This is a genomic window from Nostoc sp. ATCC 53789, from assembly GCF_009873495.1.
GTDB lineage: Bacteria > Cyanobacteriota > Cyanobacteriia > Cyanobacteriales > Nostocaceae > Nostoc > Nostoc muscorum_A.
Window position 1 is genome coordinate 3,411,842 of record NZ_CP046703.1, and the last position, 14,182, is coordinate 3,426,023.

General features: G+C 41.0%; 12 protein-coding genes. 5 read left to right on the forward strand and 7 right to left on the reverse strand.

Going from position 1 to position 14,182, the window contains the following annotated elements; all coding sequences use genetic code 11:
• Window positions 1–79 precede the first annotated feature (79 nt).
• Window positions 80–3,733, forward strand: coding sequence for a chromosome segregation protein SMC (gene smc, locus GJB62_RS13930; protein WP_114084534.1), 3,654 nt, complete (start codon window positions 80–82; stop codon window positions 3,731–3,733).
• A gap of 58 nt (window positions 3,734–3,791) precedes the next feature.
• Window positions 3,792–4,787 carry a PRC-barrel domain-containing protein gene (locus GJB62_RS13935; RefSeq protein ID WP_114084533.1) on the forward strand — a complete coding sequence of 332 codons (996 nt, stop codon included), beginning with the start codon at window positions 3,792–3,794 and terminating at the stop codon, window positions 4,785–4,787.
• 222 nt (window positions 4,788–5,009) lie between these two features.
• On the opposite strand, the gene GJB62_RS13940 is transcribed toward GJB62_RS13935, so the two are convergent.
• From GJB62_RS13940 to GJB62_RS13950, 3 genes are read right to left on the reverse strand one after another with little or no spacing between them, the layout of a single operon-like run.
• Window positions 5,010–5,276: a type II toxin-antitoxin system RelE/ParE family toxin gene (locus GJB62_RS13940; RefSeq protein ID WP_114084532.1), complete on the reverse strand. Its 267-nt coding sequence runs from the start codon at window positions 5,274–5,276 to the stop codon at window positions 5,010–5,012.
• The gene (locus GJB62_RS13945; protein ID WP_114084531.1) at window positions 5,273–5,512 is read right to left on the reverse strand and encodes a hypothetical protein; all 240 of its coding nucleotides are present in this window, start codon (window positions 5,510–5,512) and stop codon (window positions 5,273–5,275) included. Before GJB62_RS13945 ends, GJB62_RS13940 begins: the two co-directional genes overlap by 4 nt.
• A 31-nt stretch (window positions 5,513–5,543) precedes the next feature.
• Complete coding sequence (locus GJB62_RS13950; protein WP_114084530.1) at window positions 5,544–5,747, reverse strand: type II toxin-antitoxin system Phd/YefM family antitoxin; 204 nt, start codon at window positions 5,745–5,747, stop codon at window positions 5,544–5,546.
• Window positions 5,748–6,016: 269 nt separating this feature from the next.
• Here GJB62_RS13950 and GJB62_RS13960 point away from each other — a divergent pair, with 269 nt between their 5' ends.
• Window positions 6,017–7,741, forward strand: a complete 1,725-nt coding sequence (locus GJB62_RS13960; RefSeq protein ID WP_114084529.1) for an ABC transporter ATP-binding protein — start codon at window positions 6,017–6,019, stop codon at window positions 7,739–7,741.
• Between the two features lie 163 nt (window positions 7,742–7,904).
• A complete protein-coding gene (locus GJB62_RS13965) occupies window positions 7,905–8,543 on the forward strand; it encodes a histidine phosphatase family protein (protein WP_114084528.1) in 639 nt (212 codons plus the stop codon).
• A 268-nt stretch (window positions 8,544–8,811) separates the two neighbouring features.
• Here GJB62_RS13965 and GJB62_RS13970 read toward each other — a convergent pair whose 3' ends face one another.
• Window positions 8,812–9,990: a TIR domain-containing protein gene (locus tag GJB62_RS13970; RefSeq protein ID WP_245246163.1), complete on the reverse strand. Its 1,179-nt coding sequence runs from the start codon at window positions 9,988–9,990 to the stop codon at window positions 8,812–8,814.
• A 410-nt stretch (window positions 9,991–10,400) separates the two neighbouring features.
• Window positions 10,401–11,858 (reverse strand): YdiU family protein, encoded by a 1,458-nt coding sequence (locus GJB62_RS13975; protein WP_114084526.1) that lies wholly within the window; start codon window positions 11,856–11,858, stop codon window positions 10,401–10,403.
• 121 nt (window positions 11,859–11,979) lie between these two features.
• Here GJB62_RS13975 and GJB62_RS13980 point away from each other — a divergent pair, with 121 nt between their 5' ends.
• Window positions 11,980–12,639: an SMI1/KNR4 family protein gene (locus GJB62_RS13980; RefSeq protein ID WP_114084525.1), complete on the forward strand. Its 660-nt coding sequence runs from the start codon at window positions 11,980–11,982 to the stop codon at window positions 12,637–12,639.
• A 25-nt stretch (window positions 12,640–12,664) separates the two neighbouring features.
• Here the strand turns inward: GJB62_RS13980 and GJB62_RS13985 are convergent, their stop codons facing one another.
• Window positions 12,665–13,150 carry a hypothetical protein gene (locus GJB62_RS13985; RefSeq protein ID WP_147262560.1) on the reverse strand — a complete coding sequence of 162 codons (486 nt, stop codon included), beginning with the start codon at window positions 13,148–13,150 and terminating at the stop codon, window positions 12,665–12,667.
• Between the two features lie 245 nt (window positions 13,151–13,395).
• A complete protein-coding gene (locus GJB62_RS13990) occupies window positions 13,396–13,971 on the reverse strand; it encodes a GNAT family N-acetyltransferase (RefSeq protein WP_114084523.1) in 576 nt (191 codons plus the stop codon).
• Window positions 13,972–14,182 lie beyond the last annotated feature (211 nt).

Genomic DNA, 14,182 nt, shown 5'->3' on the forward strand with positions numbered 1-14,182 from the left:
GAATTCTCTCCCCTACCCTCTTGCGAATTTTTAATTAGTTGATACACTTGTTCTTCATTAGCCCAGTTAACCAGCGCCTATGGTTCATATCAAGCGCGTGGAACTTACCAACTTCAAATCCTTCGGCGGTACTACTTCAGTCCCTTTGCTGCCGGGGTGTACTGTCATATCTGGGCCCAATGGTTCGGGTAAATCTAATATTCTCGATGCACTGCTGTTTTGCCTCGGACTCTCCAGTTCTAAGGGAATGCGAGCCGATCGCTTACCAGATTTGGTAAATAACACCCAAACGTCTAAAGGACGCGCTTCTATTGAAGCTAGCGTCACTGTGACGTTTGATTTGTCAGATGAAATCTCACACAAAGACACAAAAGCGCAAAGAGAGGAAGTAGAGGAGGCAGGGGAAGCGGAGGAAGAACCAAAATCCAAAATCGTTCGACTGAGCGAAGCCGAAGTCCAAAAGCCAAAATCGGCAGAATGGAGTGTTACTAGAAGGCTGCGAGTCACCCACCAAGGAAGTTACACGTCGAATTACTATATCAATGGTGAAGCTTGCACGTTGACAGAATTGCATCAGCAACTAAGTAACCTGCGGGTTTATCCTGAAGGCTACAACGTGGTGCTGCAAGGGGATGTCACCAGCATTATCTCGATGAATGCGCGGGAACGACGGGAAATTATTGATGAATTGGCTGGGGTGGCGGCGTTCGATCGCAAAATCATTCAAGCCAAATCAACTTTAGATGAGGTGAAGGAAAAGGAAGATAGCTGTCGGATTATTGAGACAGAATTAACTGCACAACGCGATCGCCTTTCTCAAGATCGTGCTAAAGCTGAGAGATATCAAAAACTCCGCACGGAATTTCTAGCGAAACAATCCTGGGAAGCCGTTTTATCATGGAGATCGCTACAAGCACAACAAGAAAAGTTGGTTCACGAAATTCAAACAGGCGATCGCAATTCTAGTGAACTCTCAACCCAACTCACTAATCTAAATTCCGAAATTGTCCAAAAAACTGCTGAACTTGAACAACTCAATGCCCATGTCAAAGCATTGGGTGAAGATGAACTTTTGGCAGTACAATCTACCCTCGCCACTCAAGAAGCAGAACGAAAACAACTCCAGCGTCAGCTAACGGAATTACAAACAGCTTCCCAAGAAACCGCCAAACGTCTGCTTCAAACTCAGCAAGAAATTGAAAAACATCGACATTCCCTAAAAGAAATTGCCGAAACCCACATTGTAGAGACGCGATTCATCGCGTCTTCCCAACACCAAAGGAATGAAGCCCACCAAGCCTTAGAAACCTCCCGCGAAGCCGCCGCAGAAATCGCCTCAGCTTCCGAAGCCTGGGTGCAGCAACAAACGGCATTTAATCGTCAAATTGAAACTCTGTTGCAAACTTTAGAACCGCAACGCACAGAAAAAGCACAACTCACAGAACGGAATAATCAGTTACAGCAATTAATTTCCGAGCAAACCCAGTTAATTGAACGCGACGAACCGCTATTAGCCCAAAAACAAACTGACTGTAATCAAGTTGAAACGGACTTTAACGTCTCTAGCGAACCCATCCAGAATTTAGCCCAAAATCTCTCAGCCACAGAACAAGAATTGCAAATCCAACAGGAAACCCAAAAGCGGTTACTTTTTGAACAACGGGAAAAACAACGCCAGTTAGATAAAATAGAGGCGCAAACACAAGCACAGCAAGAAGTCCAAGGAACCCAAGCTAGTAAAGTTATTTTACAATCGGGAATGCCTGGACTTTGTGGCTTAGTTGTGCAGTTGGGAAAAGTGGAACCCCGTCATCAGCTAGCTTTAGAAATGGCTGCCGGTGGACGATTGGGACATATTGTGGTGGAAGATGATGGTGTAGCCGCAGCCGGGATTGAATTGCTCAAACAGAAACGTGCCGGGAGAGCGACTTTTTTACCACTAAATAAAATTCACGCACCTAAATTTACTCAAGATGCAACGCTGCGTTTCGCTAGCGGCTTCGTTAACTATGCTGTGAACTTAGTCGATTGCGATCGCCGTTACAAAGATGTATTCAGCTATGTTTTTGGTAACACAGTCGTATTTGCCAGCCTTGAGGCGGCGCGGAAAAATTTAGGTTTATATCGCATCGTTACCTTAGACGGGGAATTATTGGAAACTAGCGGTGCAATGACTGGTGGTAGTAACAGCAATCGTTCAGCGTTGCGGTTTGGTACAGGTGAAGCAGCGGAATCTGATGAAGCGATCGCTTTAAGAAGTCGTTTGGTGGATATTGAGCGAGTTTTAGAGCGTTGTACTGAAGCGATCGCTACTTTGTCAGCCAGAAGCAAAAAACTCACCCAAGAACTCACAGAAGCGCGTCAGGCGCGGCGCGAACAGCAGTTGCAATTGGAACAGTTGCAAAAAGATATTAAGAGTTTAACAGCGCAATTAGAGGGGACGCGATCGCAACTCGCCCAAAACAGCGAAAAGTTAGCCATTGCTCAATCCCGATTAGAAATTTTAGAGCGGGAATTACCTGGGAAAGAAAATGAATTGCAACAATTGCGACACGCATTAGCAGAGTTGGAAGCGTCTCAAACCCCCAGTGAGTGGCAACAAATCCAGGCAACCATTAAAATTCAAGAGCAACAATTGCAACAACGAGAAACAGCATTACGCGAAGCTGAACAAAGATTAAAAAATTTGGAAAATCAGCAACAACGTTTGCAAGAAAAAATCCAAGAAGGGGAGGAGCGAATTAGCCAATATCATCGCGAACAAGAGACGCAACAAAATCAACTAAATACCCTCAGCACTCAGCACTCAGCACTCAGCACTCTCATCACCCAAACCCGCGCCAACCTGAGCCTTATGGAGCAGAATTTGGGAGAAGAGAAACAAAAACGCGACGCTACAGAATTGGAAGTGCGATCGCACCTTTTGCGCCAACAACAATTGCAATGGGAAATCGAAAAACTCAAAGAAACCCAAGAGAAGCGGCGGGAAGAACTAATTGCACTGCAAAGCCAGTTGCGGGATATGGGAGCAGAATTACCAAATCCTTTGCCGGAAGTTCCAGATAAGGTAGATTTGGAAGAATTGCAGAAAGAATTGCGATCGCTTACCAAACGCTTACAGGCAATGGAACCTGTTAATATGCTGGCGTTGGAAGAATACGAACGCACTCAAAACCGTCTCCAAGAACTGACGCAAAAATTAGAGACACTCGAAGGGGAACGCACCGAACTACTTTTGCGGATTGAAAACTTTACCACATTGCGGCAACTTGCTTTTAAAGAAGCCTTCGATGCAGTCAACGAAAACTTTCAATCGATTTTTGCCATTCTTTCAGACGGCGACGGCTATTTACAACTCGAAAATCCTGAAGATCCCTTTAGCAGTGGACTAAATTTAGTCGCTCACCCCAAAGGCAAACCCGTACAGCGCCTAGCTTCCATGTCTGGGGGAGAAAAATCACTTACAGCCTTGAGCTTTATCTTTGCCCTCCAACGCTACCGTCCATCGCCCTTTTACGCCTTTGACGAAGTGGATATGTTTTTAGATGGAGCAAACGTAGAACGATTAGCTAGAATGATTAAGCAACAGTCACAACAAGCGCAATTTATAGTTGTGAGTTTGCGTCGTCCGATGATAGAATCAGCCGAACGCACAATTGGCGTTACTCAAGCACGAGGAGCCTACACTCAAGTTTTGGGGATTAAATTACAATCATCCAATACATCTGCTTGAGTTTTTGTTAATAATAGTGTATAGACAAACCGGATTCGAGATCAGGACTCGGTATAGAATGACCTCCGAACAGATAATTAGACGTTCCGATATATTAAACACCCAGGTGATTACCCGCGACAACGGCAAGCGGCTAGGCATCATCAGTCAAGTATGGGTTGATATTGATCAACGAGAGGTTGTGGCTCTTGGTTTGCGAGACAGCCTGATCTCCATTTCGGGCATACCGCGCTACATGTACCTCAACAACATCAGCCAGATTGGTGATGTCATCTTAGTTGATAACGAAGATGTAATAGAAGATATCGAAGTTGAATCTCTCAGCAATCTGATTAACTGGGAAGTAATCACAGAAACAGGTGAAGTATTAGGCAAAGTCCGGGGCTTCAAGTTCAACGGTGAAACCGGGAAGCTTAACTCTATAGTCATCGCTTCTTTAGGATTACCCCAAATTCCCGACCAATTTTTGAGTACTTACGAGTTCTCAGTAGATGAAATTGTCAGTACTGGCCCCAATCGGTTGATTGTGTTTGAGGGAGCCGAAGAACGGGTGAACCAGTTGACAACTGGTTTACTAGAGCGTTTGGGTATCGGCAAAGCACCGTGGGAAAGGGATGCAGAAGAAGAATACGGCTATACTCCGCCACGCCAAGTTGCACCAGGTAATCAACTCCCTAGTGGTGTGCCATTGCAGCCACCCAAGCAGAGAGTTCGCGCCCCCGAGCCCGTAGCGCGGGAAGAGGAATGGAATGAAGACTATGTGGAAGAAGAAAGGCCACAGCGTCAGGTAATGAAGGCGCGGCAGTATGAATCTATTCAATACGAAGAAGACGAGGAAGAAGATAACTGGAGTGAAGCAACAGGCAACGACAGGTATCAACAACCGCAGCCGCTAAAGTATGAAGCCAAGCCTTATAGCAAGCCTTATGTTGACGAATACGATGATTATGATGATGTAGAAGGTGATGCTTGGGAAGATGAGCCGAAGCCTGTGAATATTCCTAAGAAAGTTAAGGAAAGACAGCCAGAATACGAAGAAGAAGGCGGGTATTAATTCGTAATTCGTAATTAAAGAAGATTAATTTAGCTCTTTCCTTAGAAGTAAGGAGGGGGCTAATTTTTTAGAACGCACTAGCGACAACAAGTCGCACAGAATTATTTACACACAATTTTTAGTCTGGACAAGGGTTTCATGCCTAAATTGGGTGTAATTAATTTTGTTTAAGTACTTGTAGCGAATACACTGTAGGCGATAGCTTTAATATTTTTTTGTTTGTCAACTTTCATTTTTATAAACCTTGCTACGATGCCCGATATCTATAACATTTACCAATAAAATATCATCAAAAATATCGTATATAACTCGATAATCGCCTACTCTAATTCGATATGTGTTTTCTTCACCCTGTAACTTTTTAACTCCATTGGGCCGTGGTTCTATAACCAACTCATCTATTTTGGTTTGAATACGATCTTGTAATTCTTGAGATAGTTTTTTAAACATTTTTCTAGCACCCTTGGTAAATTTAACTTCGTAAGTCACGCTACGTCCTTTTTTCTTTCATTAGCGATTTCCTTTTTAATATCGTTCCATGCGATAAGACTATTATTTTCTACATCACTTTTAGCAGCATGATAGGCTCTTAAATCGTTTTCGTCCTCTTCATCTTCGATTTTTTGAAGTAGTACATAAATTTCATCTAGGGTACTGTCGTAAGCTTGGTTTAGCAGTACGTTGATAGCTTTGATTAATTGTTCGCGTTCGTGTTCGGTTTTCATAATTAAGCCTCTTTAAGATTGTTAAGTTTGATTAATTTATCAATTCTATGGCAAAGTCTTCGTCCAGTGGTTCAAGGGTAGAAAGGGTTTCCAGGAGGGATTTTTTCTTGATGGGGGAAATGATGGCGAAGGGGATACCGTTTTGGGTAATAGTGAGAGGTTCGCCTGTTTTTTGGGCTTGGTTGAGTAAGGTTTGGATGGTTGCGGGGAGATCGGAAAGGGTGATTTGTGTCATAGTGGGTTCTGGGGTTAGCGTATGGGGACTTGGCGCACATCTATTTTACCTGTGACGGCGTTGGTGATGAGGGCAGTGCGATATTCTTTTAACAGTTCAATTGCTTCTTGAACTTTGGCTTTTTGTTGGTCTAAATATTTGGCGATCGCTTCATTAATGACTGGCCATAGTCGCTAAAACAGTTTGTAACTAATTAGTGAACTGTTCAGAAACTCACCAAAAGCTGCTAGCGTCAAACAAAGGAAAAATATCGTTGTGGACTTTCGAGCTTGAAAACGCGTTCTAATTACTGGCAACTACTGCCTTATATCCGACTCCAGTGGAAAACCATCACCAAGGGACTCATTGGTATCTTGGGATACGTGCTGGCGACATTAGTGTTGATAAATCTTGCCGGTAAATTGGCAATTCCCTTTGCACAGGGTAATGTAGTAGCGATCGCTCAAATAACTGGCAGCTGTGCCTTAGTCTTTCTTGTCAGAGGCTTGTTTCAGTCTATACAAGATATGTACATGGCCAAAGCTTCTTTGAGAGTTGCTTTTTATCTCCGTCAGCAAGTCTACGCCCATCTGCAAAAACTAAATCTCAGCTATTTTGAAACTGCAAAAGCAGGTGATTTATCTTACCGCCTCACCGAAGATGTTGACCGCATTGGAGAAGTGGTAAATAAAGGATTTCACGACTTTATCCCCTGCATTTTGCAGTTGTTGGCAATTCCGATTTACATGATTTATCTGAATTGGCAACTGACATTAGCAACGGTGATAGTCGCGCCGTTGATGGGTATTTTAGTTGGCTGGTTTGGTGAACGGTTACGCAAGTATTCCTTAAAAAGTCAAAATCGCGTGTCGGGTTTATCAGCCATCCTCGCGGAAGTTTTCAACGGTATTCGTTTGGTACAGGCTTTTGCTGCCGAAAATTACGAAATCGCTCGCTTTGGCCATGAAGCAGAACGCAGTCTCAAAGCTAAATACTCAGCCGAACGCCTGAAAGCGATTCAGATTCCCATTGTGGGATTTCTGGAAGCCTTAAGTGCGTTATCGTTACTGATTGTGGGAGCGTGGCAAATTTCCCAGAATAACTTAACAGTGGCGAATTTTTTCAGTTATCTGGCGGCGGCGGCGCTGTTAATTGATCCCATTGGTCATACTACTAATAACTACAACGAATTTAAGCAGGGTGAAGCATCTGTTGACCGCGTTTTTGAATTGATGGCAATTCAGCCGACGGTGATCGAAAAGACAAATGCGATCGCTCTCCCCCCAGTCAAAGGCAAAATAGAATATCGTCATATTTCCTTTGCCTATAAGCCTGGTGAACCCGTATTGAAAGATATCAGTTTATTGGTATCACCAGGTGAAGCGATCGCACTTGTGGGTGCTTCTGGTGCTGGTAAAACCACATTTGTCAATCTTCTCCCCCGTTTTTACGACCCGGAAGTTGGTCAAATTTTCATTGACGATGTTGATATTCGAGATGTGAAGCTGCATAGTCTGCGGCGACAAATTGGGATTGTTCCGCAAGAAACCATCATGTTTTCGGGGACAATTGCCCAAAATATCGCTTTTGGACAAGATGTTTTTGACATAAAAGCAGTTAAAGAGGCGGCGAAAATTGCTAATGCTCATCAGTTCATTAGCCAACTGCCAGAGGGTTATCAGACCTGGGTGGGCGAACGTGGGGTAAACTTATCAGGAGGACAAAGACAAAGAATTGCGATCGCTCGTGCAGTTCTCCTCAATCCCCAAATCCTGATTCTTGATGAGGCGACATCAGCATTAGACTCTGAATCAGAAGCACTGGTACAGGAAGCGCTAGAAAGACTGATGCAAAAACGCACAGTATTTATTATTGCTCACCGCTTATCAACCGTGAGACGGTGCGATCGTATTTTAGTTCTCGAACAGGGACAAATTGTCGAATCAGGAACCCATGAAGAATTATTAGCCCTAGAGCATCGCTACGCGCGGTTTTATGCCCAGCAATTTAGTTAGCAGTGAAAATACACAGAGGGTTAGAGAAAAGTAGAACTTTTCAAAATTTGTGTTGGATTGACTTTTCTGGTTGATTACTTTGTCCTGGTGTCACATAATCGATTCCGAGATTGATGGTACTTTGTTTTTGCACCAACTCCTTTATCCAATCGCGATACAAGCTATGACACTCAATTTATATTTACTGCGACATGGAGAAACTACTTTTAGTCAAAGTGGTAATTTCTGCGGTGAAACTGATGCAGAGTTGACAACAGAGGGGATGCAGATGGCATCTGGTTTTGCCGATGTTTATCACAAATTGAAGTGGGAAGCTGTTTATGTTAGCCCGATGAAGCGCACAATTGCAACTGCCAAGCCATTTTGTGATGCTATCGGTATGGATATGCAGTTGCGTGACGGACTTAGAGAAGGTAGTTACGGCGAATGGGAAAGGAAGAGTAAATCGTTTGCCCAAGAGAATTACGCAGAAAACTATGTAAAATGGTTGACTGAACCCGCTTGGAATGCACCACTAGGTGGAGAAACTGCGGTAGATATTGCTAACCGTTCTATGCCTGTAATTGCTGAAATTCAAGAAAAACATCACCAAGGTAATGTTTTAGTAGTTTCCCATAAAGCCACGATTCGGATTATGCTTTGCAGTTTACTGGGAATTGATTTGGGACGCTATCGCTATCGGGTGAATATTTTGGTCGCGTCGGTAAGTATGGTTAAATTTGACGTTAATGGCCCTTTGTTAGAAATATTAGGCGATCGTCATCATATACCCGATCATATTCGCTCTCGTCCGGGAACATAAACCTCGTCTACCTTGAGAACCGTAGTTTTGTAGTTTTGTAGGTTGGGTGCAGCGATCGCGTAACCCAACATAAATAAGGTGGTAATGTTGGGTTACGTTTCACTCCACCCAACCTACATCAATATATCTTTTAAAAACTCTATGTTTTAACATAGATGAGGTTTAATTGGCAAAAAGTTTTATTATGAGTGGGATGCAAGCCGGGTTTGACATGACTTGCCAAAAAGGGATAGCAGCCTTTCAAAATACCAAATTAGATGAGTTGACCCTAAGTATTTAGCATAGTTTTTGCAAAAATAATTTCGTTAACTATATCCATAACATCATTGACTACATCTTCTGCTGTTGAAAGGTCATTGATATATTGATTCAGTGACTTAAATTTTTCCGGTGAGATATTTCCCATTAATTTACTATCCCAATTTTCCAGCATTTCGTCGAATACTTTTTTGGCATCGCCATTAGTACATACAATAGGAATCACCGGAATTTTTTCTTGTTTAGCATATAGATAAGTTTCATAAGTTCCACCAACGCCTCCCACAAGAATCACCAAATCTGAATGTCGCAAACAATCGAGCCACTCATTAATACCTGACTCAGTGTATTCTACTTTTCCACCCTTAAATACAGGTTGTTTGCCTCGCGGAACAACGTGAGTTAACTTATCGGTTAGGCGGATATCTTTTTGCGCGATTTTTTCGGCAAACTTATCAGCGACAACATAATCTACTCCTTCCCATCCACCTGTTATCAAGTTATAGTTATATTCTGCTATTCTTTCACCAAGTTGTTGAGCGCACCAATTAATTTCATTAGGAATTTCAAAAGATCCTGTTCCTGCAACTAAAATACTCTTTTTGCTTCTGAGTTTAACAGCATCATTTTTAATAGCATCAGTAAGCTGATTGATAAATACATTAAAGTTTTGAGACGGATCAATGCTTAATTTATCCGAGATGAAAAACATGAATTCATCAATTTTCTGGGAAATTTCCATAATTTTTTCAGCAACATTATACATTGCAGAATCTTCATGAGCAGATAGTTCTGAAACCATGAGTTGTTTTAGTGTTTCACTCTGTTGCTTCCAATATTTTATATACTCAGTCTTACCTTCTTTTGTATAAACATTAGCATCCTGTAAAACTACAGGAAAAACTTTTTGTTCATAATCCTTGCGTTTCATGATTTCAACAGCTTCAAACATACAGTATTCAGAGTGCAAATATTTGTCGCTGACGACGACAATTACATAGTTTCCGCGCCCGATTTCCTGCATGAAGTCGTGTATACTCTTACCTAGCGTTAAATAGTTGCGATCGCGAATTAAGTTGTACCGTTCAGAAATAAGTGCAGTGCAAATTTTATCGACTAATTCTTCGCGTTGACTACCTAATTCACTCTTGTTATCTTTCCATGCATAAGATATGTATATTTGATTCATTTTTTTAAGGTTTTCTAAGATGCGATAGAGAAGTTTGGAACCAATAAGTGAATAAAATTCGCTTCTACATAAACTATCGTCCACCTACGCCGAATGAAAAAATAACCCACGCAAGCAAAAATAATTCTGAGGTAAGTTTTAGAACATCAGAACTTTGGAGTTTAGTCTGTGTAGCTGTGATTTCTAATCACCAAGGCTGAATAAAATTTTACTTTTATATTTGATGACTGACCTACGTATTTTCTCGCAATTCAATTCAACTCGGATTGCTATATCTATTCAATTTAGTTAAAAATTTTTATAGAGACGTTGCATTGCAACGTCTCTTATTAGATTATTCGTCGTGTAAATTACACCAGATATAATCTCAACAAGCTGTCTAGATTAAAAAGAAAATAGGGATGATTTTACTATTTTCTAGACTGAATCGCCTGGATTAACTCATAAAAAGGTTGCCAATTATCTTCTTGAGCAATTGCTTCCCAAGTCGACTCAATCACAGGTCTTAATAGTACCGTTTTAGGATTATGAACAGCTAGAGTTTGAGCAATTACATCGGTGCGGTCGCTATCAAAATCATTCAAGATTTTATGGTATAGTATGCACCAATCATCAAAGATTCCCGACGCACCCGGTACTGGCACAATATCCGAATTATTCATCACAAAACCTGGCTCATCTCGCCATTTGGATGAAAAAGTCCGAGCCATCTCATAAAAAAACTGGTGATAAGCAACTTGGCTATCTTTCAAGAATTCAACCGTTAGATTCAACAGTTCCGCAGCTTGTGGGTGTGACAGTTCCACAAAACCTAACTTTTTCAACATCAAAGAACTGTATTCAGCTTGATAATATTCATCAAACCTTTCTAATGCCGCTTCCATTTCGTCTTTATCAAGAATCGCCTTTAAAGGTTCTTGGAGCATTTGTAAATTCAACTTACAAATACTTGGTTGATTACCGTAACAATAGCGTCCATAATAGTCAAAATATGCAGCTATAAAGGATGGGTTATAACTCGGAATAAACGCGTAAGGGCCATAGTCAAAACTCTCTCCAGTAATTGACATATTGTCAGTATTTAGGACTGCATGACAAAAGCCAGCCGCCATCCACTGCGCTACTAGTTCTGCAACTCGTTTCACTAATTCTGCGTAAAACAAGACATATTTATCTTGTTCAGCGCTTAAGTGTCGATAATATTGCTCAATTACGTGGTCTAACAACTTCTTAGTTAAATCTGGACGCTGAAAATAGTGCAGTCGCTCAAAAGTGCCAAACCGAATATGAGAACTGCTCATTCTAATCATCACAGATGAGCGGGTAGGTGAAGGTTCATCGCCCCGCCAGAGGGGTAAACCTGTTTCAATCATGCTCAAACAGCGCGAGGTACGTACACCCAAGTGGTGCAGTGCTTCCGCAGCCAGAACTTCCCGCACCCCACCTTTGAGCGTGAGCATACCATCGCCCCCACGGGAGTAGGGCGTTCTCCCAGAGCCTTTTGTACCAAAATCGTATAATTCGCCATCAGTGGCGCGGACTTGTCCATAGAGAAAGCCTCTACCATCACCCAACTGTCCGTTATATTCACCAAATTGATAGCCGTGGTAACGTAGTGCTAACAAGGGTTTGCGCCCCTGAAACTGGCCAAAAGCTGTAATGAAATCTTCGTCTTTGACTACTTGAGGGTCTAAACCCAAACGAGGTAGTAGTGCATCGTTACGCCAACGCAAGAGGTGTTGGGGAAATTCTGCTGCTGCCACCTCATCATAGTAGTCATCACCTAGAGATTCTAAGGCGCTTTCGTAGTTGAGGGAGAGAAGAGGATTGCTAGAATTTTTGTAGTTTGGAGTTTCAGCCAGAGTCATTACGAGCAAAGCTTAATTCATTCTTCCCTTAATACTACCTCTGGCTGAAACATCAGCATAGACACAAAAAGCGACCATATCTAAAATATGGCAGCGCCACCATCAAAACCTAGAGCGCATAATGAATAAAGTTTTGCAATTAAAGAAAAAATTAACTCAATTAGCTATTTTAGACGCTACATTTGAGGTTTTTGGCTCAGAATCACACCAATATCAATTAAAACCTTGCTTGAGTAACAAAGATATTCAAGTTTTTGAATCTAGATACAATATCAGTTTACCAAGTGAATATAAAAACTTTCTGTTAGAAATTGGCAATGGTGGTGCGGGGCCAGGATACGGCTTATCTGGACTATCAGGAATTCAATATGAAGATATAACCGCAGAAAAACTATACCAAGAGAAGTACGAAATTCTCTCTAAATCATTTCCTTTAACAGAAGCGTGGAATGATTTAGATTTGATTATCAACAATAGAAATGATGCTTATTTTGACAATAAGTTTATCCAGGGTACTCTCACCATTACAACTTATGGTTGTGGAATTGATGCAATATTAGTAATTACCGGGGAGCAATCAGGAAAAATCTGGATAGATGACCGTACTAATGATAATGGAATATATCCTGCTTCTTTGGATTTTTGTAGTTTTTTCCATGATACCGACCCTGATGACTCTCATCCAAATAGCGACCAGGGGCAGCCTTTAAGTTTTTATGATTGGTATGAAGACTGGCTTAACCGAAGTTTGCATCAAATCCGCCAGTCTTCGGAAACTTAACCTTAATTAAATCAAACTGAATTTTTTACTTTTTAATTGGTTGCGATACTGGTTGAGTAGTTCCTACTGGGTTTGATGTTGGTGAAGTAATTCCTACTGAGTTTGATGTTGGTTGTGATGCCTGTGGAGATAGAATTTGTTTTACTTGCTGGTTATAAGTTTGCAAAATTGATTGAACCTGTTTTTGTTGATCTTGATTCAGATCCAAAGATTTTAACACTATTCTAATTCTCTGACGGGATTGTAGTGCTGCCTTAAATTTAGTGGCTTGAGAGGGGTTTAATAAAGCCTCAATATCCTTATCTCTTTGCTGACGAGCCACTTGTATTTGTTGACGCTGTTGGTTTGTAAGTTTGATTTTTTGGTGTGCGGTAGGACTATTCTGAGTTTTTAAGGGTGGTGTAGTGGGAGAAGTTAGAACTGGTGCTGCCAAAACCACTCCGTGCAATATGGTAGCAAAGGCGAAGATAGTAGAAAATACAGATAAACGCTTTATAGAATTAATAGACATTTTGAAAAACTCCTCAATCATCTAAAAAAAATTCACCCCTTGTCTTATTAGTCAGATGGTGAACAAATATTACTCTTACATTTGCTTGTGGAGTTGTTGTGTATTTATTATGGATTTACTATGATTTTGTAGATATTGTAAGTTAATATCTCAATGATGTTAATGAACTGTGTATAAATATAATACGGAGATACTTAACTTATTTTAATAAGCTCGGTATCTCTACACTACTAGAAAATAGCTGTTTAAAATTTTGGTGCTTGCCAATTAGTATTTGTAAGACTTGTCATAATATGATCTTCCCATTGTCCATTAATTAACAAATAGTCTCTAGCGTATCCTTCAATGACAAATCCGAGTCTTTTTAAGACATTGCCACTGCGCCGATTATGAGGCATATAATTAGCCATAACTCGGTGAAAATTTAACTCTTGGAATAGATATTCAGTGGCGGCTTTTAGCCCTTCTGTCATATATCCTTTACCTTGTTTACTTTCAGCAAGACTATATCCCACGTAGCAAAAATGAGCGGCTCCTCTTACAAAATTGCTAAAATTTACGGTTCCAATAACTACAGTAGGATTTTTTTTGGTAAAAATAAATAGCTTTAATGATTGCCCATTAATAAATTCGAGAAAACTATTCTCTATCTGATATTGCCAATATTCTTCAGTGAAAAAACCATCAGCCCATAGAGGGTAGAATGGGGTGAGATAAGTTTTGTTATAAATGAAGTATTTAAGAATTTGGGGTATATCTTCATGAATCGCCGCTCGTAATAATAGGCGATCGCTAGTAATTAGTGGCAGTTCTGATATCATAATCGACGGGATCTCTTCCCAGCACATTCTCTAAATTTTATAAATTCTCTCATACCTACGGTTTAGCAGCAGCAGTTAGAACTGTTTTACCCAATGCCCTTTAAAACAGACAGAGTGAGTATTTTTGCTGGTAATCTGCCATTCCACCAAAATCTTGATAAGCTGATGTCTAATATCTAGAGCGCAAGGATTGAGAGCCAATGGGTGATAA